The organism is Salmonella sp. 32070601201500089SM, from assembly GCF_017573605.1.
In the GTDB taxonomy this organism is placed as follows: domain Bacteria; phylum Pseudomonadota; class Gammaproteobacteria; order Enterobacterales; family Enterobacteriaceae; genus Salmonella; species Salmonella enterica.
In genome coordinates, this window is sequence record NZ_JAGETK010000001.1 from 376,812 (window position 1) to 399,643 (window position 22,832).

A 22,832-nucleotide genomic window follows, 5' to 3' on the forward strand; every position below is an offset into this window, starting at 1 on the left:
TAAACCCATGATTATTATGTGGTTATTTTTATAAAAGAGGAAATAAGAATTATGGCGGTTGGCTGTGTCTGGAACTGCAGGGAAGTGCAAAGAATTTGTAAAGATTAGGCCGGACGCAGAGTAATGACGCCCGGCCTGACGCTTATGCAATAGCGTTTTCTTCCAGTTGCTGCATAAACTGGCGTACCCAGTCTATACGCGTTTTACGTTCGCTTAAATCCTGAATAAACTTGAGGCGCGTCGGACCATCCAGACGGAAATGCTGCGGTTGTTTTTGCAGCAACCCGATAAGCCAGGCGGGGTCAACGTGGTTTTTCTCGGCGAACTCAATCGTTCCGCCTTTCTCGTTACCCTCCAGTTTTCGGATGCCGAGCTTTTGCGCCTGTTGGCGCAGGCGGGCGATATCCAGCAGATTACGCGCCGGATCGGGCAGCAGGCCGAAGCGGTCGATCAATTCCACTTTGATCTCTTCCAGCTCGTTTTCGTTCTTCGCGCTGGCAATGCGTTTATAGAATGACAGCCGGGTATTAACATCCGGAATAAAATCATCCGGCAGTAACGACGGCATTCGCAGCTCGACTTCCGTTTGCTGACTGGTGAGATCTTCCAGCGAGGGTTCGCGGCCTGCTTTCAGCGCATCGACGGCGTTTTCCAGCAATTCCATGTAGAGTGAGAAGCCGATGGTTTCCATTGAGCCGCTTTGCTCTTCGCCAAGCAGTTCGCCCGCGCCGCGGATCTCCAGATCGTGAGTCGCCAGCGCAAACCCGGCGCCTAAATCCTCCAGCGACGCAATCGCCTCCAGCCGTTTTTGCGCATCGGTGGTCATGGCCTTAGGATGTGGCGTCAACAGCCAGGCGTAGGCCTGGTGGTGCGAGCGCCCAACGCGGCCACGCAGCTGGTGCAACTGCGCGAGGCCGAAATGATCCGCGCGTTCAATGATGATCGTGTTAGCGGTGGGAATGTCGATCCCCGTTTCGATAATGGTAGTACACACCAGCACGTTAAAACGTTGATGGTGGAAATCGTTCATGACCCGTTCCAGCTCACGTTCGCGCATCTGCCCGTGGCCTATAGCGATTCGCGCTTCCGGCACCAGTTCCGCCAGCCGCTCTGCGGCTTTCTGAATATTTTCGACGTCATTGTACAAATAGTAAACCTGACCGCCGCGCAGGATTTCACGCAGAATCGCTTCCCTTACTACCAGGCTATCATACTCGCGAACAAAGGTTTTTACCGCCAGACGACGGGCAGGGGGAGTGGCGATAATGGAGAGATCGCGCATACCGCTCATCGCCATATTCAGCGTCCGCGGGATCGGCGTCGCCGTGAGCGTCAGAATATCGACATCGGCGCGCATCGCCTTAATTCGCTCTTTGTGGCGCACGCCGAAACGGTGCTCTTCATCGACAATCAGCAGGCCGAGGTCGTGCAGCTTCACATCGCTTTGTAGCAGTTTATGCGTACCGATCAGAATATCGATCTTACCCTCGGCGGCTTCCGCCAGGATTTGCGTCTGCTCTTTGGCGCTGCGAAAGCGGGACAGCATCTCAATGCGTACCGGCCAGTTGGCGAAACGGTCGCGGAAGTTGTCATAGTGTTGCTGCGCCAGCAGCGTGGTCGGCACCAGTACCGCTACCTGTTTATGGTTTTCCACCGCCAGGAACGCGGCGCGCATCGCCACTTCGGTTTTGCCGAAGCCGACGTCGCCGCACACCAGCCTGTCCATCGCCAGCGGTTGGCACATATCGCTCAATACGGCGTTAATCGCCTGTGCCTGATCGGGCGTCGTTTCAAACGGGAAGCTGTCGCAGAATAACTGATACTGCTCACGATCATGCTTAAAGGCAAACCCCTCTTTTGCCGCCCGTTGCGCATAAATATCCAACAGTTCCGCTGCGACATCGCGCACTTTTTCCGCCGCTTTCTGCCGGGCGCGCGACCAGGCGTCGCCGCCCAGTTTATGCAGCGGCGCACTTTCTTCCGCGCCGCCGGCATAGCGGCTAATCAGATGCAATGAGGAGACCGGCACATACAGTTTGGCGTCATTGGCGTAGGTGAGCATCAGATACTCACCCTTGATGCCGCCAGCCTCCAGAGTGGTCATGCCGGCATAGCGTCCGACGCCGTGCTCCAGATGCACTACCGGCTGACCGACGTGGAGCTCCGCCAGGTTACGAATCAACGTATCCGGGTTGATCGTGCGGCGGGAATCCAGGCGGCGACGCGCCACCCGCTCACCCAAAAGATCGCTTTCACAAATCAGCGCCAGATTGCGTTGGGTGTCGATAAAGCCATGTTCTGCGGCGCCAATCATCAGATAGCGTCCCGCATCCTGCGCCTCGTCCAGGCGTAATATCCGCTTCGGCGCGATTTTTATGCGGGCCAGGAGCTCTCCCAGCGCTTCGCGGCGTCCTTCGCTTTCCACCGAAAAAATCACCGGACCGCTGAAAGATTCGAGGAACTTACGCAGCGCGTCCAGCGGCGCTTTCTGCTGTGCCTGGATAGCCAAATCCGGTAATTTCTGGAAACCAAGATTGGTATTGGCGGCTTTTCCCGGCAGATGGTCGGTTTTAAGCTGGAGGCGAGGCCAGCGTTTAAGCTCGGAAAAGAGCTCATCTACCCGTAGCCAGAGGGCTTCCGGCGGCAAAAGCGGGCGCATAGGATCGACGCCGCGATTTTCAAAACGCGCCAGCGTATCGGCCTGAAAGCGTTCGGCGCTGGTTTCCAGCGAGCCAGTATTCACCACCAGAGTATTGGCGGGGAAATAGCTAAATAATGGCGGTAACGGTTCGCTGAAAAAGAGCGGCTGCCAGTATTCGATCCCGGCGGGCAGGGTGCCTTTGCTGACCTGCTGATAGATGTGCTCGGCGTCGCGTTTTACCTCAAAGGTATCGCGCCATTGGCTACGGAAAAGCTCAATAGCGGCTTTGTCGGTAGGAAATTCGTGCGCGGGCAACAAATTGATGGCCTCGACCTCCTCCAGCGTACGCTGGGTATCCGCGTCAAACAGACGCAGGCTGTCGATTTCATCATCAAAAAAGTCGAGGCGATAAGGCTGTTCGCTGCCCATCGGAAAGAGATCCAACAGCGCGCCGCGCGTCGCGTATTCGCCATGTTCCATCACCTGATCGACATGCCGATAACCGGCGCTGTCAAGCTGCGCGCGCAGAGCGTCGCGGGACAGCCGCTGGCCTTTTTTCATCACCAGCGCATGACCATGCAGATAGCTATGCGGACAAACGCGCTGCATCAGGGTGTTTACCGGTACAATCAAGACGCCGCGCTGCATCGACGGCAACTGGTAGAGCGTGGACAGACGCGAAGAGATAATTTCCTGATGCGGGGAGAAGCTGTCATACGGTAGCGTTTCCCAGTCCGCCAGGTTCATGACCATCTGATCGGTAAACTGGCGGATTTCATCATGCAATCGCAGAGCATTTTGCATGTCAGGCGCTATGAGTACCACCGGACCGGCATGGCGTTCGGCTATCTCCGCCACCAGCGTAGCGCAGGCGGCACCGGTAAGTTCGCCCAACTGGCGCTGATCGCCCGCTTTTGTCGGCAGCGTGTAACGTTGTTTTTCAGGCATAACAGTTGTCAGTATCTCTTTTTGTTTTACGCCGCACTCTACGCGTCACCCTTCAGGCTGCTTCATGGTTGGCTGTGCGCCAGGACAGCATGAAGGACTCAGGTATTCAGGGGCATATGACTGATAAGCAATGTTCTTTATTATCCGCGATCGTTGTTTATTAGCAAATTGAATCCGCCGGATAACACGTCGAACAGGTAAAGTATGAACATGTAAGTGACTTGATTTGTCGGCCTTTTTCAGAATAGCGCTGACGAACTCTTACGGTTCAGACATTTACGCATTCCGCTTTCGCTTATATACTCGGGACTTTGCTAACAGCAACCAGACGGATTACATGTATCAACCTGTCGCTCTATTCATCGGCCTGCGTTACATGCGCGGGCGTGCAGCAGATCGCTTCGGTCGCTTCGTTTCCTGGCTTTCCACTATCGGCATTACCCTGGGGGTGATGGCGCTGGTCACGGTATTGTCGGTGATGAACGGTTTTGAGCGCGAACTGCAAAATAACATTCTTGGTTTGATGCCTCAGGCCATCCTCTCTGCTGAACATGGCTCTCTTAACCCGAATCAGATGCCGGAAAAAGCGGTGAATCTGCAAGGCGTTAACCGTATTGCGCCGCTGACGACGGGCGATGTCGTACTGCAAAGCGCGCGTAGCGTTGCGGTTGGCGTGATGTTGGGTATCGATCCGGCGCAAAAAGATCCATTAACGCCGTATCTGGTCAATGTGAAGCAAAGCGAATTACAGCCGGGTAAGTATAATGTCATCCTCGGCGAGCAGCTCGCCGGACAGTTAGGGGTCAACCGCGGGGATCAGATTCGGCTAATGGTGCCATCTGCCAGCCAGTTTACGCCAATGGGACGCCTGCCCAGCCAGCGTCTGTTTACGGTGATTGGCACATTTGCCGCCAATAGCGAGGTCGATGGCTATGAAATGCTGGTCAATATTCAGGACGCGTCGCGTTTAATGCGCTATCCGGCAGGCAATATTACCGGCTGGCGTCTGTGGCTGGATGAACCGCTGCAAGTCGATACCCTCAGCCAACAGACGCTGCCGCAAGGCACGAAGTGGCAGGACTGGCGCGAACGCAAAGGCGAGTTGTTCCAGGCTGTGCGCATGGAAAAGAACATGATGGGATTGTTGCTGAGTCTCATCGTGGCAGTCGCGGCTTTTAACATAATTACTTCGTTGGGCCTGATGGTTATGGAGAAGCAGGGTGAAGTGGCGATTTTACAAACTCAAGGGCTGACGCCGCGACAAATTATGATGGTCTTTATGGTGCAGGGCGCCAGCGCCGGGATTATCGGCGCGCTGTTGGGCGCCGCGCTGGGCGCATTGCTTGCCAGCCAACTGAATAACCTGATGCCGATCATCGGCGCGTTTCTGGATGGCGCTGCGTTGCCCGTGGCGATAGAGCCGTTACAGGTGATCGTTATCGCGCTGGTGGCAATGGCCATCGCGCTGCTTTCTACGCTTTATCCTTCCTGGCGCGCTGCCGCCACTCAACCCGCTGAGGCTTTACGTTATGAATAAGATCCTGTTGCAATGCGACAACCTGTGCAAACGCTATCAGGAAGGCACCGTACAAACCGACGTGTTGCACGATGTCAGCTTCAGTATCGGCGAAGGCGAAATGATGGCGATCGTCGGCAGTTCCGGTTCGGGTAAAAGTACGTTGCTGCATCTGTTAGGCGGGCTGGATACGCCCACCTCCGGCGATGTGATTTTTAGCGGCCAGCCGATGAGCAAACTCTCTTCTGCGGCAAAAGCGGAATTACGTAACCAGAAACTGGGGTTTATCTATCAGTTTCATCATCTCCTGCCGGATTTTACGGCGCTGGAAAACGTGGCGATGCCATTATTGATTGGCAAAAAGAAACCGGCGGAGATTGACGCTCGGGCGCGAGAAATGCTGCACGCCGTAGGGCTGGAGCATCGCGCAACCCATCGACCTTCGGAACTTTCCGGCGGTGAGCGCCAGCGTGTCGCGATAGCGCGCGCGTTGGTGAATAACCCGCGTCTGGTACTGGCGGATGAGCCGACCGGTAATCTGGATGCGCGTAATGCCGACAGTATTTTTGAGCTTCTGGGCGAGTTAAATCGTCTGCAGGGAACCGCGTTTCTGGTGGTGACTCACGATTTGCAACTGGCGAAACGTATGAGCCGCCAGCTTGAGATGCGCGATGGCCGCCTGACGGCGGAACTGAGCCTGATGGGGGCTGAGTAATGGCGTCGCCTTTATCATTGTTAATTGGCTTGCGCTTCAGCCGTGGGCGGCGGCGCGGCGGTATGGTTTCGCTCATTTCCGTCATTTCTACCATCGGTATCGCGCTGGGCGTGGCGGTATTGATTGTCGGTTTAAGCGCGATGAACGGTTTCGAACGCGAGTTGAATAACCGTATTCTGGCGGTGGTTCCGCACGGGGAGATTGAAGCGGTCAATCAGCCGTGGACCAACTGGCGTGAAGCGCTGGCAAAAGTGCAGAAGGTGCCGGGCATTGCCGCCGCCGCGCCGTATATCAATTTTACCGGCCTGGTAGAGAGCGGGGCGAATTTGCGCGCCATTCAGGTTAAAGGCGTCGACCCTAAGCAAGAGCAGCAGCTTAGCGCGTTACCGTCATTTGTGCAAAATCACGCCTGGGATCATTTCAAAGCGGGCGAACAGCAGATCATTATCGGCAAAGGCGTCGCCGATGCGCTGAACGTGAAACAGGGCGACTGGGTGTCCATCATGATCCCCAATGCGAATGCCGACCATAAGCTGCTCCAGCCCAAACGCGTGCGTTTGCATGTCATCGGGATTCTGCAACTGAGCGGCCAGCTCGATCACAGCTTCGCCATGATCCCGCTTGAGGATGCGCAGCAGTATCTGGATATGGGGTCCAGCGTTTCCGGTATCGCGCTTAAAGTCCACGACGTGTTTAATGCGAACAAACTGGTGCGTGACGCGGGTGAAGTGACTAACAGCTATGTCTACATTAAGAGCTGGATCGGCACCTACGGCTATATGTATCGCGATATCCAGATGATTCGCGCCATTATGTATCTGGCGATGATTCTGGTGATCGGCGTGGCCTGTTTTAATATCGTTTCCACCTTAGTGATGGCGGTAAAAGACAAAAGCGGCGACATTGCGGTATTAAGAACGCTGGGGGCGAAAGATGGTTTGATTCGTGCCATTTTCGTCTGGTACGGGCTACTGGCGGGCTTGCTGGGCAGCTTGATTGGCGTGGCGATCGGCGTTGTCGTTTCGCTTCAGCTTACCGCCATTATTAATGGGATTGAAAAGGAGATCGGGCATCAGTTTTTGTCCGGCGATATCTATTTTATCGACTTCCTGCCATCCGAATTACATTGGCTGGACGTTGTTTACGTACTGGTCACGGCGTTGTTGTTAAGCTTACTGGCGAGCTGGTATCCGGCGCGGCGGGCGAGCAACATTGACCCTGCGCGAGTATTGAGCGGGCAGTAATCGCGGAATATAAAAACAAGGAGCGGTGATGTATTACGGGTTTGACATTGGCGGAACAAAGATTGCGTTAGGCGTATTTGACTCAACGCGGCGGCTGCAGTGGGAAAAACGGGTTCCCACGCCCCATACTAGCTATAGCGCCTTTTTAGACGCCGTATGCGAACTGGTCGAGGAAGCCGACCAGCGATTTGGCGTAAAAGGGTCGGTAGGGATTGGCATACCCGGTATGCCGGAAACCGAAGACGGCACGCTGTACGCCGCGAATGTCCCGGCAGCCAGCGGTAAGCCGTTGCGCGCCGATCTCAGCGCCCGACTGGATCGCGATGTGCGTCTGGACAATGACGCTAACTGTTTTGCCTTGTCCGAAGCCTGGGATGATGAATTCACGCAATATCCTTTGGTTATGGGGCTTATCCTCGGCACCGGCGTCGGCGGTGGCCTGGTGCTAAACGGGAAGCCGATTACCGGTCAGAGCTATATCACCGGCGAGTTTGGTCATATGCGTTTGCCGGTTGACGCGCTAACGTTGATGGGGTTTGATTTTCCTCTCCGCCGTTGTGGATGCGGTCAGATGGGCTGCATTGAGAATTATCTGTCCGGGCGCGGGTTTGCGTGGCTATATCAGCATTATTATGATCAATCGCTGCAGGCGCCGGAGATTATCGCGTTGTGGGAGCAGGGCGATGAGCAGGCGCACGCGCATGTTGAGCGCTATCTGGATTTACTGGCGGTTTGTCTGGGGAATATACTGACGATTGTCGATCCCGATTTATTGGTGATCGGCGGCGGACTATCGAACTTTACGGCAATAACAACGCAACTGGCGGAAAGACTGCCGCGCCATCTCCTCCCTGTTGCCCGCGCGCCGCGCATTGAGCGTGCGCGGCATGGGGATGCAGGTGGGATGCGCGGTGCTGCTTTTTTACATCTTACCGACTAATCAAAAAAAGAGGTTGTTATGCAGTCGCGTCGGTTTCATCGATTAAGCCGCTTTCGTAAAAATAAACGTCTGTTGCGTGAACGTCTGCGCCAGCGGATCTTTTTCAGAGACAGAGTGGTGCCGGAAATGATGGAAAACCCAAGAGTATTAGTCCTTACAGGTGCAGGAATTTCTGCAGAGTCTGGTATTTGTACGTTTCGCGCGGCGGATGGCCTTTGGGAAGAGCATCGGGTTGAAGACGTGGCAACGCCGGAAGGATTCGCCCGTAATCCGGGGCTGGTGCAGACATTTTATAATGCCCGCCGTCAGCAGCTTCAACAGCCGGAAATACAACCCAATGCGGCGCATCTGGCGTTAGCGAAGCTTGAAGAAGCGCTTGGCGATCGCTTTTTGCTGGTGACGCAAAACATCGACAATTTGCATGAACGCGCGGGCAACCGCAACATCATTCATATGCATGGCGAGCTGTTGAAGGTGCGCTGTTCGCAAAGCGGCCAGATTCTGGAATGGAACGGCGATGTGATGCCGGAAGATAAATGTCACTGCTGCCAGTTCCCGGCGCCGCTACGTCCGCACGTGGTGTGGTTTGGCGAGATGCCGCTTGGCATGGATGAAATTTATATGGCGCTGTCGATGGCGGATATTTTTATCGCCATTGGCACATCCGGTCATGTCTATCCGGCTGCGGGGTTTGTGCATGAAGCAAAACTGCACGGCGCACATACGGTGGAACTGAATCTTGAGCCAAGCCAGGTCGGCAGCGAGTTTGAAGAGAAGCACTACGGCCCGGCAAGCCAGGTTGTGCCGGAATTTGTTGATAAATTCCTGAAAGGGCTGTAGTGCTGTTTGCCCGGTAACGCCTTATCCGGCCTACATTTCACGTTACGTTCATCTGTAGGCCCGACAGGCGCTTTGGCTGAATTAGCGTCCTGCTTTTAGCTTCTGATAATACTCTTCATAAATGGCGCTGGCGTCGCCGACATCGTTTTGCCACTCGCCTTTGCTGATGGTTTGCGCATCCGGATAGAGCGACTTATCATTGGCGACCTCCGGGCTTAACAGCTTACGCGCCGCCAGGTTGGGGGTAGGGTAGCCGATGGTTTCTGCCACCTCTTTCGCGACGTCAGGACGCAGCAGGAAGTTGATTAGCTTCAGCGCGCCCTCTTTATTTTTCGCGTTTGCCGGAATAGCCAGGCTATCCATCCAGAAAATACCGCCTTCTTTCGGCCAGATGACCTCCAGCGGCGTGCCAGCCTGACGAGCAACGAAGGCCGAACCGTTCCACACCATCCCCAGATTGACTTCCCCTTCCATATACGGATTCGCCGGATTATCGGAGTTGAAGGCCGCTACGTTCGGCATCAGTTTTTTCAACTCTTCATATGCCGCTTCGATCTCTTTCGGATCGGTAGTGTTACCGGAATAACCTAGCTTGCGCAGCGCCATCTGGAAGACTTCTCGCGCATCGTCGGTTAAAAGCAGGCTGTTTTTATATTCCGGTTTCCACAAATCAGCCCAGCTGGTAATGGTTTTTGGATCGATAGCATCGCTGTTCACGCCAATCGCCGTTGCGCCCCAGATATACGGAACAGAATAATCGTTGTTGGGGTCAAACGGTTTGTTGAGCATTTCCGGATCGAGGTTGTGGAAATTGGTTAATTTCGACTTATCGATCTTCTGGATCATGCCTTCTTTGCGCATTTTGTCGACATAGTATGTAGAAGGAACAACCAGGTCATACGCGCCATCTTTATAGGTTTTGAGTTTGGCATACATGGTTTCGTTCGACTCGTAGGTCGAATAAATCACCTTAATGCCTGTCTCTTTAGTGAACTGTTCCAGCAGGCCCGGCGGTACATACTCAGTCCAGTTATAGAAATAGAGCGTGTCGTTGTCGGAGGCATGAGCGGCACTCATACCCAGCGCCAGGGCGCCCGCCGCGAGCAGGTGGCGTGACCATTTTTTCATTTAACGTCCCCTGAATTACGGGCCTTATCGGCCCTTGGTTTTATCACGAGCAATAAGCTGGCTGGCAATGACCATTACCAGAGACAGCACCAATAAAACGGTCGCCAGCGCGTTCACTTCTGGTGAAACGCCGACTTTTACCATGGAATAAATCTTTAAGGGTAAAATTTCATAGCCCGGCCCGGTGACAAACGACGAGACCACTACATCGTCCATCGACAACGTAAAGCTCAGCAACCAGCCCGCCGCCACCGCCGGCATCGCCAGCGGCAGAATGATTTTGCGTAAAATCGTTACCTCACTGGCCCCCAGGTCTTTTGCGGCTTCCAGCATTCTGACATCAAAGCCTTTCAGGCGCGAATAGACCGTGACGACCACAAACGGCAGGCTAAAGGTGATGTGTGAGAACAGCAACGACCAAAAGCCCAGTTGAATGCCGAGTAACATAAACAGCACCAGCAGGGAGATCGCCATCACGATATCCGGCGACATCATTACTACAAACAGCATCCCGCTGACGAATGGTTTCCCGCGAAAGCGGTAGCGATAAAGCGCCACCGCGGTTAACGAGCCAATCAACGTGGCGAAGGTCGCTGAGAAAATCGCCATCGTCAGTGAATGTTGAGCGGCCTGCAACAGACTGTCGTTATTGACCAGTAGTTCGTACCATTTAGTGGTAAAGCCCTGCCAGTTAATGCCGAACCGCGAACTGTTGAAGGAGTTCACGATCAGAATAATGATGGGAATATACAGATACGCATAGATGGCAGTCATGAAACCGCCACGGAGCAGCCGACCGATCATTCAAGTTCCACCTTCTTATTCAGAGGATGGGGTGCTTTTAGAGTATTGAAAATGATCAATTTTTTCTCTTCTCCAAAATCTCTCCAAAACGTCTCGCGGTTATCAGCAGCCAGGAAGAAGCAAGCTGCCGCTTGAAGCCGCGAATTTTACAACAAATTGCCAGACGAGCGGGAAAAAAAGGCCATTTAAATGACTATTCTCATCCGATCCGGTCATATGCGGCATTATTGCGCCTGGCAAGAGGTTACTCAGTAGGCAAACAGGAAGTACGTGAGTAAACCCTGAACGTGACGTCTGAGAAAGCGTCGTCTGATTTTATAAAAAACAACATAAACAGCCGCTTTGTTGTTCTGAGCGAACGTGTAGCGTGGTTAACTGTTCTTCCGCCATTTTTTGTATAGCCTGGGGGTCTATTCTAAAAATGGCGTGAAAAACCTGATCAGAGATGGCTTCGACTATCTCAGCTAACATACTTTGGCTGGTGCTGGGATCCGTTACGAGGAACGCCTGAAACGTCTTATCCGCTAGTAAAACCTCTTTTACCATTTTTTCAATAGGTATGTGGGTATGCGGTGGTGGTATTTCAAGCTGTTTTAATCCACACATCACCATTGTTTCTAAAAATGCGTTTTGCTGAGTACTTTCGGATATATTCGCATGGTGTAAAATGCGCGTTGTCTTTTCAATCCCGGACTGAATTTTCGCTGCCAGGTAGGTTGCCTTTTCTTGCGCTTTCCACCCATCTAAATGTCCTTTTCTCAATTCAGTATATAAATACCCCTCTATGTTGTCTAATGGAACCGATAATATCGGCGCGCCAGCAGGATTGAGACATAATGTCGAAGGGAGGGGGTAGTCTACGATTTCGCTATATCTTCTCTTAATCATGGCCGTCATTTGTGGATGCGATTTTAAAATATCCGGGCGATCTTTCATTAAAAAATAAAGATTCCCCATGACTTCACAGCTAAAGGTATCGGTATTTTGAGTGATACGTAACAATTCGTTCTCTTCGTTTTGATCCATGATGCGAAGAATAATGGTGGCATCATTTTCATGAGGATTATGAACCTGAAATCTATCTCTTTGCGATGCGCAGGCTAACTCTTTCAACTCAAAAAAAATCTCTGTAAGCCGCTCTCGTGTGGGGGCGCGTTCGGCAAACAACATCTCATGTAGACAACGGTCCGCTTTTGCTTTGCCAGTAGAAAAAAAGAAGTCTTTAATTTTTTCCCATAAAACTTTCCACCATGCTTCTTTCGTATTCCTTGGGGAGTTGGTAAGGATTTCACTTTTTAAAAAACCATTCCCTATAGTAATCGGCATATTAATCTCACTTAAACTGGAGTAAAAATGACTACATAATTGATTAAATCGACCCTTTTTATCTCAACTGCGGGCGCATCGGATGTAATATAATTTTTAAAAGAGACTGGCAATCAGTATAAAACCTGAGAGCTTCGCGTATAAACGCATTACTGTCTGTGATAGCGTCGCTACAGGTAAAAATAAAAGAAGGACTACCGCGGATGATGTTGTAGATTTGCAATACTGGCGGCAACTTCTTTCATGCGTTTTTTATGCCGAAGGCATGAAGTTTACCCTTGAATAAACTTCATGCCTGGATGCGTGTGGATTTGTTAGCGTTGCGCAATTAATCGCTTATATCACTCACCTTCTTATTCAATAAGCGGGAAGCCCGCCAGTAAATCAACAGCATGAGTCCCATCACAATGGTCAGCGTAATGCTGGTAGCCGCGCCAAACGGCCAATCGCGAATATTCAGGAACTGTACCTTAATGACGTTACCAATCAGCAGGTTTTTCGCGCCACCCATTAAATCGGAGACGTAGAACAGGCCCATTGCCGGTAGCATCACGAGCAGGCAACCGGCGACAATGCCCGGCATGGTTAATGGAATAATGATGCGGATGAACGTTTGCATTTTACTGGCGCCGAGATCGCGTGCGGCCTCCAGTAGTGGTTTGTCGAGCTTCTCAATGCTGGAGTAGAGCGGCATGACCATAAATGGCAGCAAAATGTAAACCAGGCCGATAATAACGGCGCTCGGGGTGAACATGATGCGAATCGGTGTATCAATCACGCCCAGCCACAGCAGGAATTCATTGAGATAACCTTTAGTGCTCAGGAATATTTTCAGCCCATAGATGCGGATCAGTGAGTTGGTCCAGAAAGGAACAATCAGCAAAAACAGCAATAACGGACGTATCTTTTCCGGTAACTTCGCCAGAAACCAGGCAAAAGGATAGCCCAGCACCAGGCAGGAGAGGGTGGCGATCAGCGCCATATTCAGAGAGTGCAGGAGCACTTCAAAATAGAGCGGATCGAGCAGGCGCGCGTAGTTATCCAGCGTAAAGACCATCTTGACGAAACTGGCGTCGTCACGGGTCAGAAAGCTGGTGCCAATGATCATCAGGTTGGGCAGAAAAACAAATAACACAAGCCAACCGACGATAGTGACAATCACTACATTCTGGAATTTACTTGTGTTCTTCATCAGCCAGTACGACCTCCCAGCTTTCTACCCAACTAATGGCCATTTTTTGGTCAAGTGAATGGTCGAAGTCAGGATCGTCTTCGTTGAAGAATTCGCTGACCATCACCATTTTGCCATTTTCCAGTTCAACCACCGACTCCAGCGTCATACCTTTATAATTGCGCTCGCGCACGTAGCCGATAAGCCCTTCGATGTGGTTATCATCGTTGATCTCTTCGACGCGTAGATCTTCCGGTCGCAGCAGGACGTTCAGTTTTTGGCCCGGTTCGACAGCGAAATTGACGTATATATTGCACTCCCGACCTTCTACGCTGGCGCGGACGCGCTGTTCATCAAGCCGTTCAATGACGGTTGCGTCAAAGCGGTTAATTTCGCCGATAAAACCGGCGACAAACAGGTTTTTGGGCTCTTCATAGATTTCACGCGGCGTGCCGTCTTGCTCAATCACGCCATTACGCATTACCACGATACGATCGGACATGGTGAGCGCTTCTTCCTGATCGTGAGTGACAAAAACAAACGTGATACCGAGTTTACGCTGTAATGCTTTAAGCTCGTTCTGCATTTGCTTGCGCAATTTATAGTCCAGCGCGGAGAGCGATTCATCCAGTAATAACAGGCGAGGTTTATTCACCACCGCGCGAGCGATAGCCACACGCTGCTGCTGTCCGCCGGATAGCTGGTGCGGTTTACGTTGTGCAAACTCTTCAAGCTGCACCATACGCAGCGCATCGGTCACGCGAGGCGCTATCTCGGCGGCTGGCGTTTTTTGCATTCGTAAGCCAAACGCGACATTTTCAAACACCGTCATATGCGGAAATAAAGCGTAGCTTTGAAATACGGTATTTACATAACGATTTTCGGCGGGAACGTGGGTGATATCCTGGTTATCCAACATGATATGCCCGGCATCAACGGTTTCCAGGCCGGCAATCAGGCGAAGAACGGTTGTTTTACCGCAGCCGGAAGGGCCAAGCAGCGTGAGGAATTCGCCATTGTTAATGGTCAAATCCAGCTGTGAAATGACCTCTTTGCCATCGAAACTTTTGCTAATTCCAGACAAAAGCACCAGCGGTGAAAGCGAACGCGGTTGATTATTCAATTTCTTACTCTGTCCCATGTAAACGCAACGGATGGCTGACCGCTGCGGGGTTTGTGGTTAACCACCTTAATCACTCTTAATGAGGGCGGTCATTCTACGGCAAACCACTGTGATCGCCAATCCTTGTTGCGAATTACTGACTTAGCTTTATAGTCAGAAAGCGTGTCAAAGTGAAATATTCTTGTTTGCAGGGATAAAAGTGACCTGACGCAATATTTGTCTTTTCTTGCTTATTAATAATGTTGTCACGAAAAGTGAGGGTGACTGCATGGATAAACTACTTGAGCGTTTTTTACACTACGTATCGCTGGATACCCAATCAAAGTCGGGTGTTCGGCAGGTTCCCAGCACTGAGGGGCAGTGGAAGTTACTACGTTTGCTCAAACAGCAGCTCGAAGAGATGGGGCTGGTTAACATTACATTAAGTGAAAAAGGGACGTTGATGGCGACGCTCCCGGCCAATGTTGAGGGGGATATTCCCGCCATTGGTTTTATCTCCCATGTGGATACCTCTCCGGATTTCAGCGGTAAAAACGTTAACCCGCAGATTGTCGAGAATTATCGCGGCGGCGATATAGCATTAGGGATTGGCGATGAGGTGTTGTCACCCGTGATGTTCCCGGTACTGCATCAATTACTGGGACAGACGCTGATTACTACCGATGGTAAGACATTGCTGGGCGCGGACGATAAAGCCGGCGTTGCGGAGATCATGACCGCGCTGGCGGTGCTGAAAGGTAATCCTATTCCCCACGGTGAAATTAAAGTGGCGTTTACGCCTGACGAAGAGGTAGGGAAAGGCGCGAAGCACTTCGATGTTGAGGCCTTTGGCGCGCAGTGGGCCTATACGGTCGACGGCGGCGGCGTGGGCGAACTGGAGTTTGAAAACTTCAATGCCGCCTCGGTGAATATCAAAATCGTCGGCAATAACGTGCATCCTGGTACGGCGAAAGGCGTGATGGTCAATGCGCTGTCGTTGGCGGCGAGGATTCACGCGGAAGTGCCGGCGGATGAAGCGCCTGAAACCACCGAAGGTTACGAAGGGTTTTATCATCTGGCCAGCATGAAAGGCACCGTTGACCGGGCCGAAATGCACTACATCATTCGCGATTTCGACCGTAAGCAGTTTGAAGCGCGTAAACGCAAAATGATGGAGATTGCCAAAAAAGTCGGTAAGGGGCTGCATCCGGACTGCTATATCGAACTGGTGATTGAAGACAGTTATTACAATATGCGCGAAAAAGTAGTTGAACATCCGCATATTCTCGATATCGCCCAGCAGGCCATGCGCGACTGTCATATTACGCCGGAGATGAAACCGATTCGCGGCGGTACAGACGGGGCGCAACTGTCGTTTATGGGCCTGCCATGTCCTAATCTCTTTACCGGCGGATATAACTATCATGGTAAACATGAGTTTGTGACGCTGGAGGGGATGGAAAAAGCGGTACAGGTGATTGTGCGTATCGCGGAGCTGACGGCTAAGCGCGGGCAGTAGCGAATGTTACGCATTGTGGTGAAGCGTTTTATTATTTATGGCGGGATATTTTCCGCCATCAATTTTTCTGCCTGGAGCGCCGAATATACGCCTTCCTGGTCCCAGCGCCAGCAACAATCTGCAGCATGTTTTATGACTGGCGATGAAACCTGCATGACGTTTATTGATGATGCGGTGAGGCTGGCCTCGCAGCAATATGGCAAACGCTCAATACAGCTTGTTCGTAGCCTGCTATTACAAAGCGATATTTATCAATGGCTGGGTAAACCGGAGTTAACGCCGCAAATGCTGCTGCGAGCGCGGGCAATCATGAAAACATTTCCGGCGGGCACTTATCCGGGCGATCGGGCCGATATGTTTGAACACCTGGCGGCCTTTTATGTTTACGGTGACGATCGCCATATAGAGTATTCACCGACAGAGCAGTGGCGATACGAGATCAAGGTTGATTACCGTCAGCGGATAGCCTGGCAAGAGCAGGCATTAACGTGGCGTCTTAAAGACAAAAAGGCATCGACGGAGGCATTGGTTTATACCTTAAACAGGATGCGCGACGCTTATTCTGATGCGCTGGAAGAGCGGGATGTCGAATGTGATAGTGCGCGTAAAGCCTATTATTTGGCGAAGGTAGACGCAACGGAGCGGCAGTGGCTGAGCGTTATTTTACGAGATAAAACCTGGGATAATCGTGAGCACGTCGCCTCTTTTTTGCAGCAGAAAGCGGATATTGCTTATAATGCAGGGCATATTAGCGAGGCGATTAATGCGCTAAGTCAGGCGCTAAAAATTGAGCAAACGCTTTATGGCGCCGAATTCGGCGAAATGACGGTTGACAGCAATAATCTTGCTGGCTTTTATGCACAGGGCCATCATTATAAGGAAGCGAAAGATCTCTACCTTAAACTTATCGCGTATTACCAGAGCCGTTTAACGCCAATGGCGACGGTAATATCACGATTACGCTTTTATTTGCCCGAAAACATCGACCTGGACAGTACCTCCCTCTATCTCCCATTGCTGGCAGAATATAAACGTCGGCAGTCTGACGTATCAATGGTGTTGTATGGTATTTCGCTGCTTTATCAGAGTAATCAAGAACTTGAACAAGCAAAAGACTTTGCGGAACGCGCCTTTACGCTTGATGCCGTAGCTTATCCAGCAAAGATGCAGTATGAACGATTACAGCAACTGGCTAATATTGCCGAAGGTCTTGGAGATAACGCGCAGGCGCGGCGCTATCGGCAAATGTCATTTCGCCATCGAATGGCCCACTCGCTTTATCCGGGCGATCCGCAATATAACGATGTCGCCAACCCTGGCGGCGATCGTTGTGGATAGTTTGCGTCAGCCCGGCGGTCGCCGGGCATTGCGATGTTCTTATCCTTCGAAGAACCAGTACCCGCTATTCACCAGCGCCGCCAGCATCGCGAGGAAAGAAGGGTCTTCCAGCGCATCGCCGAAGTTTTCAGCGGTCAGTGCAATATGACTGGCGAGCGCCTCCAGAGCGGGGCGATGCGGAGAGTCTATTTTTTCGCCATTCGCATAGACCTCATCGCCGATACGCAATACGCGAAGCCCGCCGAGACGTACTAATACCTCGCCTTGCTTTAAGGCATCGTAAATTTCATCAGGCTGATACGGCGGCTCCGGCGGCGCAATATCCAGTTCGTGGCGTGACTGAGAGAGAAACTCGCCAAGCCACTGTTGGAAATGCGCGGGTTGATTGATCAAATCGAGCATCATATTACGCAGTTTATCCATCTCCTGCGGCAGGATATCCGCCGGATGCTTGCGGGACGGCATATCCGGATCGCTGTAGTATGTATTGCCCAACTCCCGTTGCAGGACGTAATCGGCAAAACCGCTGATCAGCTCACGGCTATTGGGCGCGCGAAAACCGACCGAATAGTTCATGGCGTTTTCCAGCGCATAGCCTTCATGCGGGAATCCTGGCGGAATATACAGAATGTCGCCCGGCTCCAGCTCTTCATCAATAATGGCCTCGAACGGATCGACTTGTAACAGGTCGGGATGCGGGCAGTGCTGACGCATTTGCAGCTTTTCGCCCACGCGCCAGCGACGGCGACCGGTTCCCTGAATAATAAACACATCATACTGATCCAGATGCGGGCCAACGCCGCCGCCGGGAACGGAAAAGGAGATCATCAGATCGTCGATACGCCAGTCCGGCAGAGCGCGGAACGGGCGCATCAGCGCGGCGGTGGGTTCGTGCCAGTGGTTTACCGCCTGTACCAGCAGCGACCAGTTGCTCTCACCCAGATGATCGTAGCTTTCGAAAGGGCCATGGCTGACCTGCCATTTGCCATCCTGATGGCTAACGAGTCGGCTGTCGATTTCGCTTTCCATCGCCAGCCCCGCCAGCTCATCCGGCGAGAGCGGATCGATAAAGTTGCTAAACCCACGTTTTAAGACCACCGGGCGTTTTTGCCAGTGGTGTTCAAGAAAGTCGGGCCAGTTAAGAGTTAATTGGTATTCCATGTTAAGTATCCGCAGGCTGGTATCTGACACCGATTATAACGGATGCTTAACGAGATGCGTGGAAGAACGCACAGAAATGTTTATTCCTCTTTCTGTGTGGGGTGCTGTCGGCCAAAAACGACCTCCATACGGGCACCGCCGAGCAGACTGTCGCTGGCAATGATCTGCCCGGCGTATTGTTCCGTAATCTCGCGCGCGACAGCCAGCCCCACGCCTTGTCCTGGTCGTAGGGTATCGGCGCGCTGACCGCGATCAAACACCAGGGATCGTTTACTGTGGGGAATGCCTGGGCCATCATCTTCGACGAAAATATGCAAATGATCGTCGGTCTGGCGAGTCGAAATCTCGACAAACTCCAGGCAATATTTACAAGCGTTGTCCAGTACGTTGCCCATTACTTCGACAAAGTCGTTTTGCTCGCCGACAAAACTGATCTCTGGTGAAATATCCATACTGATATTCACCCCTTTACGCTGATAAACTTTATTTAGCGCGGAGATCAGGTTATCTAACAACGGCGCGACGGGATGCAGTTCGCGGCTTAACAATACGCCGCTACCGCGCATACTGGCGCGATGCAGATAATAGCCGATCTGCTGGGAAATCCGGCTGATCTGTTCCAGCATCACCGGTTCAGCTTTGCTGACGCTCATCTTTTCGTTGCGTAAAGAGCGTAACGTACTCTGCAAAACCGCGAGCGGCGTTTTTAAACTGTGCGTCAGGTCGGTCAGGGTCGTGCGGTATTTGTTATAACGTTCACGCTCGCTTTTGAGCAGTTGATTAAGGTTGCGCACAAGGCTGGTCAGCTCACGCGTCGTCTCCGGATTGAGCATTTCGCGGTGATGATCTTCAAGCTCGCGGACTTCCCGCGCCAGCGCCTCGATAGGGCGTAAGCTCCACCAGGCGGCGATCCACAGTAAAGGAATGACTAACAGTAAATTGGCGGCCAGCACGTATACGAACCAGCTCCACACCATATAGGAGCGTTTTAGTTCTATCGGAATGGTATCGACCACCACGATGGTTAACTGCGGCATCCGCGCCGTGGCAGGATAAATATTTACCGCTACCGAGTGGGTCATCTCCGCATCATCGTCATCTTCACGTACTTCTTTGAGTTTTTCCTGCGCGGAATGGTCCTCGCTCAACAGCGTGCTGGTGGCGTCTACGTTGGTTTCAATTTCATGGAAGCCGTTCGTTTTTAACCATTCCGGTTGAATGCTTTTAATCAGCCAGGGGATATTGCGCTGCGTCCATAATAATTTGCCCGTTTCATCGTAAATCAGCGTCATGGTCGGACTTTGCATGTCCAGATTTTCAGGCAGCTCAACGCTGATTTTATTATTTTCCCATTTGGCGAGGGTATAAAACAGGTTGCTTTCGCCGCGCAGCAAACGAAAGGTGGTTTTATCAAAACTTACGCTATAGCCGACCAGCGCCACTATGCCATATGCCAAAGAAAGCACCAGCACGACGCCGGCTGTCGCCAGCAAAAAACGAACCCGCAGCGACAGCGGCAGAAAATGGCGAGCAAATTTATTCATTAGCGCAATTCAAAAAGATATCCTTGTCCGCGTACGGTGGTAATGACATCGTGCGGATACTGGGCCTGTATTTTTTTCCGCAGACGCCCCATGAGAACATCAATGGTATGACTTTCCCGCAGTTCCGCATCCGGATACAGCTGAAGCATCAGCGAATCTTTGCTGACCACTTTACCGTTGTTACGGATAAGCGTTTCCATAATGGTGTATTCGAACGCCGTGAGTTTGATGACCTCTTCATTGACGGATAATTCCCGGCGTGAGAGATCCACCTGGAACGGCGGGATGTTGATCACCTGGGAGGCCAGACCGCTATTACGGCGCATTAACGCCTGCATACGCGCCATTACCTCTTCGATGTGGAATGGCTTCGTCACGTAGTCATCGGCCCCGGAGCTGAGAACCTCGACTTTATCCTGCCAGCCTTCGCGCGCGGTTAACACCAGAACCGGCAGTGAAACATCACTGCTGCGCCAGCGGCGTATTAAGGAAAGGCCGTCTTCATCCGGCAGACCTAAATCGACAATAGCGATATCCGGAAGGTGTTCATTAAGGTAGTAATCAGCTTCCCTGGCATCTTCTGCGGCATCGACCTGGTGACCTGAATCCTGGAGCTGAACCTTCAGGTGGTGGCGTAATAATGCATTATCCTCTACAACCAGTACGCGCATCATCTCTTCTCCCTTGTGTTAACAATAAGAACAGTCTAGCGTTGATTATGGTGCTTTGGGGATAAACAGTTAATAAACCAGACAAATAGTCACCCTCTTTCTGAAGAAAAGAGGGTGAGGCAGGCATTATTTAAGTTCGTCGACCAGAGTCACAGCGCGACCGATATAATTTGCCGGCGTCATGGCTTTAAGGCGCGTTTTTTCTGCTTCCGGCAGGGCCAGACTATCAATAAACTGTTTCATTCCTTCGGCATCAACACGCTTGCCACGGGTCAACTCTTTCAGTTTTTCATATGGTTTTTCAATACCATAGCGGCGCATGACGGTCTGGATCGGTTCGGCTAATACTTCCCAGTTGTGATCCAGTTCGTCAAGCAGATGATCGCGGTTTACTTCCAGCTTGCTGACGCCCTTCAGGGTGGACTGATAAGCGATAAGCGCATAGCCGATGCCGACACCCAGGTTACGCAGGACGGTTGAGTCGGTCAGATCGCGCTGCCAGCGGGAAACCGGCAGTTTGTTTGCCAGATGGTGCAACACTGCGTTAGACAGACCGAGGTTGCCTTCTGAGTTTTCAAAGTCAATGGGGTTAACTTTATGCGGCATGGTAGAAGAACCGATCTCCCCGGCGATGGTTTTCTGTTTGAAATGGTTCAACGCAATATAGCCCCAGACATCGCGATCGAAATCGATCAGGATGGTGTTAAAGCGCGCGATACAGTCAAACAGTTCCGCAATATAATCATGCGGTTCAATCTGGGTGGTGTAAGGATTCCACTGGATGCCCAGCGAGGTGACGAACTCTTCGCTGAACTGATGCCAGTCAACTTCCGGATAGGCGGCGATATGCGCGTTATAGTTGCCTACGGCGCCGTTAATTTTACCGAGGATCTCCACCTGGTTGAGCTGGCGGAACTGACGCTCCATCCGATACGCCACGTTCGCCATCTCTTTACCCAGAGTGGAAGGCGTTGCCGGCTGGCCGTGGGTGCGGGAGAGCAGAGGAATGTCGCGATACTGCGTGGCGAGATCTTTAACCGCGTTAATCACCTGACGCCAGTAAGGCAGGATCACTTCATCGCGCGCGGTTTTGAGCATTAACGCGTGCGACAGGTTGTTAATGTCCTCAGAAGTGCAGGCAAAGTGGATAAATTCGGAAACGTCATGTAGCGCCGGGATCGCGGCGACTTTTTCTTTCAGGAAATACTCAACTGCCTTCACATCATGGTTAGTCGTACGCTCAATGGTTTTAATGCGCGCGGCATCTTCTTCATTGAAGTTTGCCACAAGCGTATCCAGGTAACCGTTTGCGTCGGCAGCAAAAGCAGGAACTTCCTTGATCGCTGCGTGCGCGGCTAATTTCTGCAGCCAACGTACTTCGACTTGTACACGAAATTTCAGCAAACCGTATTCGCTAAAAATTCCGCGCAGCGCGCTGACTTTATCGCCGTAGCGTCCATCGACAGGGGAAACGGCGGTCAGTGAGGATAATTCCATAGATCATAACTCCGGGGTTAAATGAGCAAGAATTTGTTTTGCCTGAGTCGTCAGGCGATGACGAGAAAACATAAGCTGTAGGCGACCACCGCCTACCTGATGCCAGAGCACGGCTGCACGGATGCCTGCCAGTAGCGAGGCGCGGACTTTGGCCTGCACCTGCGGACTTTGCAGAACGGCCGGGGAGCCCGTCACCTGAATGCGCGGGCCCAATGGGCTAATCACATCCACGTAGATGCCCGCCATGGCGCTCATTAACGTGTCTGACTGTAAATCAAAATGATCAAGCTGGCGCTGCAGGCCGTTAATGCGATCGCCTAACGTATTCAATGCGCCTTTGGCGGATGACAGCTTGCGCTCCAGCACCATCAGGCTAAGCGTATAACGCGTCAGTTCGGCGTTAAGTCCTTGTCGGCTGCTGGCATTCAGCACGCCGAGCAGTGTTTCCAGACCAAGACGCAGGTTAGCTTCGCTGCCGCCGAACACGCCCAGAGTAGAGCTGGGATTCATATCAATGACACTGTTGAGTGAAACGTGCAACGCATCGGCATCACAGTGTCCCTGGTGCGCCAGTTGTTGCACCAGGCGTGCCGACTGGCAAATGCCAGACAGCGCGAGGGTGATGTCATAATAATTCTTTGCCACAATCACTGCTTCCTTGTATCAAATAAAATACACTTCATCTTTTAAGCCGCTTTGAGGCGACTTGAATGGTGTTGTGTATTGA

Annotated in this window: 18 protein-coding genes; 7 read left to right on the top strand and 11 right to left on the bottom strand. The window is 52.0% G+C overall.

Features of this window, described 5'->3' with window-relative positions:
- Window positions 1–142: 142 nt before the first annotated feature.
- Entirely contained in the window at window positions 143–3,589 is a 3,447-nt protein-coding gene (mfd, locus tag J4728_RS01835) for a transcription-repair coupling factor (protein WP_208210991.1), read from the bottom strand.
- A gap of 337 nt (window positions 3,590–3,926) precedes the next feature.
- Here mfd and lolC point away from each other — a divergent pair, with 337 nt between their 5' ends.
- The 5 genes from lolC to cobB are packed head-to-tail and all read left to right on the top strand — an operon-like array spanning window position 3,927 to window position 8,844.
- The gene (gene lolC, locus J4728_RS01840; RefSeq protein WP_001518787.1) at window positions 3,927–5,126 is read left to right on the top strand and encodes a lipoprotein-releasing ABC transporter permease subunit LolC; all 1,200 of its coding nucleotides are present in this window, start codon (window positions 3,927–3,929) and stop codon (window positions 5,124–5,126) included.
- Entirely contained in the window at window positions 5,119–5,820 is a 702-nt protein-coding gene (gene lolD / locus J4728_RS01845) for a lipoprotein-releasing ABC transporter ATP-binding protein LolD (protein ID WP_001033714.1), read from the top strand. The genes lolC and lolD overlap by 8 nt, the downstream gene beginning before the upstream one ends.
- Window positions 5,820–7,064 carry a lipoprotein-releasing ABC transporter permease subunit LolE gene (lolE, locus tag J4728_RS01850; protein ID WP_000168092.1) on the top strand — a complete coding sequence of 415 codons (1,245 nt, stop codon included), beginning with the start codon at window positions 5,820–5,822 and terminating at the stop codon, window positions 7,062–7,064. Before lolD ends, lolE begins: the two co-directional genes overlap by 1 nt.
- Window positions 7,065–7,092: 28 nt before the next feature.
- Window positions 7,093–8,004, top strand: a complete 912-nt coding sequence (gene nagK, locus J4728_RS01855; protein ID WP_000291338.1) for an N-acetylglucosamine kinase — start codon at window positions 7,093–7,095, stop codon at window positions 8,002–8,004.
- Window positions 8,005–8,022: 18 nt separating this feature from the next.
- Window positions 8,023–8,844 carry a Sir2 family NAD+-dependent deacetylase gene (cobB, locus tag J4728_RS01860; RefSeq protein WP_080170999.1) on the top strand — a complete coding sequence of 274 codons (822 nt, stop codon included), beginning with the start codon at window positions 8,023–8,025 and terminating at the stop codon, window positions 8,842–8,844.
- 81 nt (window positions 8,845–8,925) lie between these two features.
- On the opposite strand, the gene potD is transcribed toward cobB, so the two are convergent.
- The 5 genes from potD to potA form a co-directional block, all read right to left on the bottom strand.
- Entirely contained in the window at window positions 8,926–9,972 is a 1,047-nt protein-coding gene (gene potD, locus J4728_RS01865) for a spermidine/putrescine ABC transporter substrate-binding protein PotD (RefSeq protein WP_208210993.1), read from the bottom strand.
- A 24-nt stretch (window positions 9,973–9,996) separates the two neighbouring features.
- Window positions 9,997–10,776, bottom strand: a complete 780-nt coding sequence (potC, locus tag J4728_RS01870; RefSeq protein WP_000580299.1) for a spermidine/putrescine ABC transporter permease PotC — start codon at window positions 10,774–10,776, stop codon at window positions 9,997–9,999.
- Window positions 10,777–11,091: 315 nt separating this feature from the next.
- Window positions 11,092–12,102, bottom strand: coding sequence for an SPI-2 type III secretion system effector SifA (gene sifA / locus J4728_RS01875; RefSeq protein ID WP_208210995.1), 1,011 nt, complete (start codon window positions 12,100–12,102; stop codon window positions 11,092–11,094).
- 328 nt (window positions 12,103–12,430) lie between these two features.
- Entirely contained in the window at window positions 12,431–13,294 is an 864-nt protein-coding gene (gene potB / locus J4728_RS01880; protein WP_000799391.1) for a spermidine/putrescine ABC transporter permease PotB, read from the bottom strand.
- Window positions 13,278–14,414 (bottom strand): spermidine/putrescine ABC transporter ATP-binding protein PotA, encoded by a 1,137-nt coding sequence (gene potA / locus J4728_RS01885; protein WP_000531607.1) that lies wholly within the window; start codon window positions 14,412–14,414, stop codon window positions 13,278–13,280. Before potA ends, potB begins: the two co-directional genes overlap by 17 nt.
- Window positions 14,415–14,664: 250 nt before the next feature.
- On the opposite strand from potA, the gene pepT reads away from it, so the two are divergent.
- Both pepT and J4728_RS01895 read left to right on the top strand, forming a co-directional pair.
- Entirely contained in the window at window positions 14,665–15,894 is a 1,230-nt protein-coding gene (pepT, locus tag J4728_RS01890) for a peptidase T (protein WP_000359414.1), read from the top strand.
- A 3-nt stretch (window positions 15,895–15,897) separates the two neighbouring features.
- Window positions 15,898–17,232 (top strand): hypothetical protein, encoded by a 1,335-nt coding sequence (locus J4728_RS01895; RefSeq protein WP_208210997.1) that lies wholly within the window; start codon window positions 15,898–15,900, stop codon window positions 17,230–17,232.
- Window positions 17,233–17,271: 39 nt separating this feature from the next.
- Here the strand turns inward: J4728_RS01895 and J4728_RS01900 are convergent, their stop codons facing one another.
- The 5 genes from J4728_RS01900 to hflD all read right to left on the bottom strand — a co-directional run bounded on the left by J4728_RS01900 (window position 17,272) and on the right by hflD (window position 22,750).
- Complete coding sequence (locus J4728_RS01900) at window positions 17,272–18,393, bottom strand: cupin domain-containing protein (RefSeq protein WP_000456501.1); 1,122 nt, start codon at window positions 18,391–18,393, stop codon at window positions 17,272–17,274.
- An 80-nt stretch (window positions 18,394–18,473) separates the two neighbouring features.
- Entirely contained in the window at window positions 18,474–19,937 is a 1,464-nt protein-coding gene (gene phoQ, locus J4728_RS01905; protein ID WP_208211012.1) for a two-component system sensor histidine kinase PhoQ, read from the bottom strand.
- Complete coding sequence (gene phoP, locus J4728_RS01910) at window positions 19,937–20,608, bottom strand: two-component system response regulator PhoP (protein WP_001537766.1); 672 nt, start codon at window positions 20,606–20,608, stop codon at window positions 19,937–19,939. Before phoP ends, phoQ begins: the two co-directional genes overlap by 1 nt.
- Window positions 20,609–20,734: 126 nt before the next feature.
- Window positions 20,735–22,105, bottom strand: a complete 1,371-nt coding sequence (gene purB / locus J4728_RS01915; RefSeq protein ID WP_000423763.1) for an adenylosuccinate lyase — start codon at window positions 22,103–22,105, stop codon at window positions 20,735–20,737.
- Between the two features lie 3 nt (window positions 22,106–22,108).
- The gene (gene hflD / locus J4728_RS01920; protein ID WP_001519653.1) at window positions 22,109–22,750 is read right to left on the bottom strand and encodes a high frequency lysogenization protein HflD; all 642 of its coding nucleotides are present in this window, start codon (window positions 22,748–22,750) and stop codon (window positions 22,109–22,111) included.
- Window positions 22,751–22,832: the final 82 nt, after the last annotated feature.

Coding starts and splice junctions, on each gene's coding strand:
- purB (WP_000423763.1), bottom strand. CDS start 22,105: ATGGAATTATCCTCACTGACCGCCGTTTCCCCTGTCGATGGACGCTAC.
- mfd (WP_208210991.1), bottom strand. CDS start 3,589: ATGCCTGAAAAACAACGTTACACGCTGCCGACAAAAGCGGGCGATCAG.
- phoP (WP_001537766.1), bottom strand. CDS start 20,608: ATGCGCGTACTGGTTGTAGAGGATAATGCATTATTACGCCACCACCTG.
- phoQ (WP_208211012.1), bottom strand. CDS start 19,937: ATGAATAAATTTGCTCGCCATTTTCTGCCGCTGTCGCTGCGGGTTCGT.
- pepT (WP_000359414.1), top strand. CDS start 14,665: ATGGATAAACTACTTGAGCGTTTTTTACACTACGTATCGCTGGATACC.
- potC (WP_000580299.1), bottom strand. CDS start 10,776: ATGATCGGTCGGCTGCTCCGTGGCGGTTTCATGACTGCCATCTATGCG.
- sifA (WP_208210995.1), bottom strand. CDS start 12,102: ATGCCGATTACTATAGGGAATGGTTTTTTAAAAAGTGAAATCCTTACC.
- potD (WP_208210993.1), bottom strand. CDS start 9,972: ATGAAAAAATGGTCACGCCACCTGCTCGCGGCGGGCGCCCTGGCGCTG.
- lolE (WP_000168092.1), top strand. CDS start 5,820: ATGGCGTCGCCTTTATCATTGTTAATTGGCTTGCGCTTCAGCCGTGGG.
- J4728_RS01900 (WP_000456501.1), bottom strand. CDS start 18,393: ATGGAATACCAATTAACTCTTAACTGGCCCGACTTTCTTGAACACCAC.
- J4728_RS01895 (WP_208210997.1), top strand. CDS start 15,898: ATGTTACGCATTGTGGTGAAGCGTTTTATTATTTATGGCGGGATATTT.
- nagK (WP_000291338.1), top strand. CDS start 7,093: ATGTATTACGGGTTTGACATTGGCGGAACAAAGATTGCGTTAGGCGTA.
- potA (WP_000531607.1), bottom strand. CDS start 14,414: ATGGGACAGAGTAAGAAATTGAATAATCAACCGCGTTCGCTTTCACCG.
- lolD (WP_001033714.1), top strand. CDS start 5,119: ATGAATAAGATCCTGTTGCAATGCGACAACCTGTGCAAACGCTATCAG.
- potB (WP_000799391.1), bottom strand. CDS start 13,294: ATGAAGAACACAAGTAAATTCCAGAATGTAGTGATTGTCACTATCGTC.
- lolC (WP_001518787.1), top strand. CDS start 3,927: ATGTATCAACCTGTCGCTCTATTCATCGGCCTGCGTTACATGCGCGGG.
- cobB (WP_080170999.1), top strand. CDS start 8,023: ATGCAGTCGCGTCGGTTTCATCGATTAAGCCGCTTTCGTAAAAATAAA.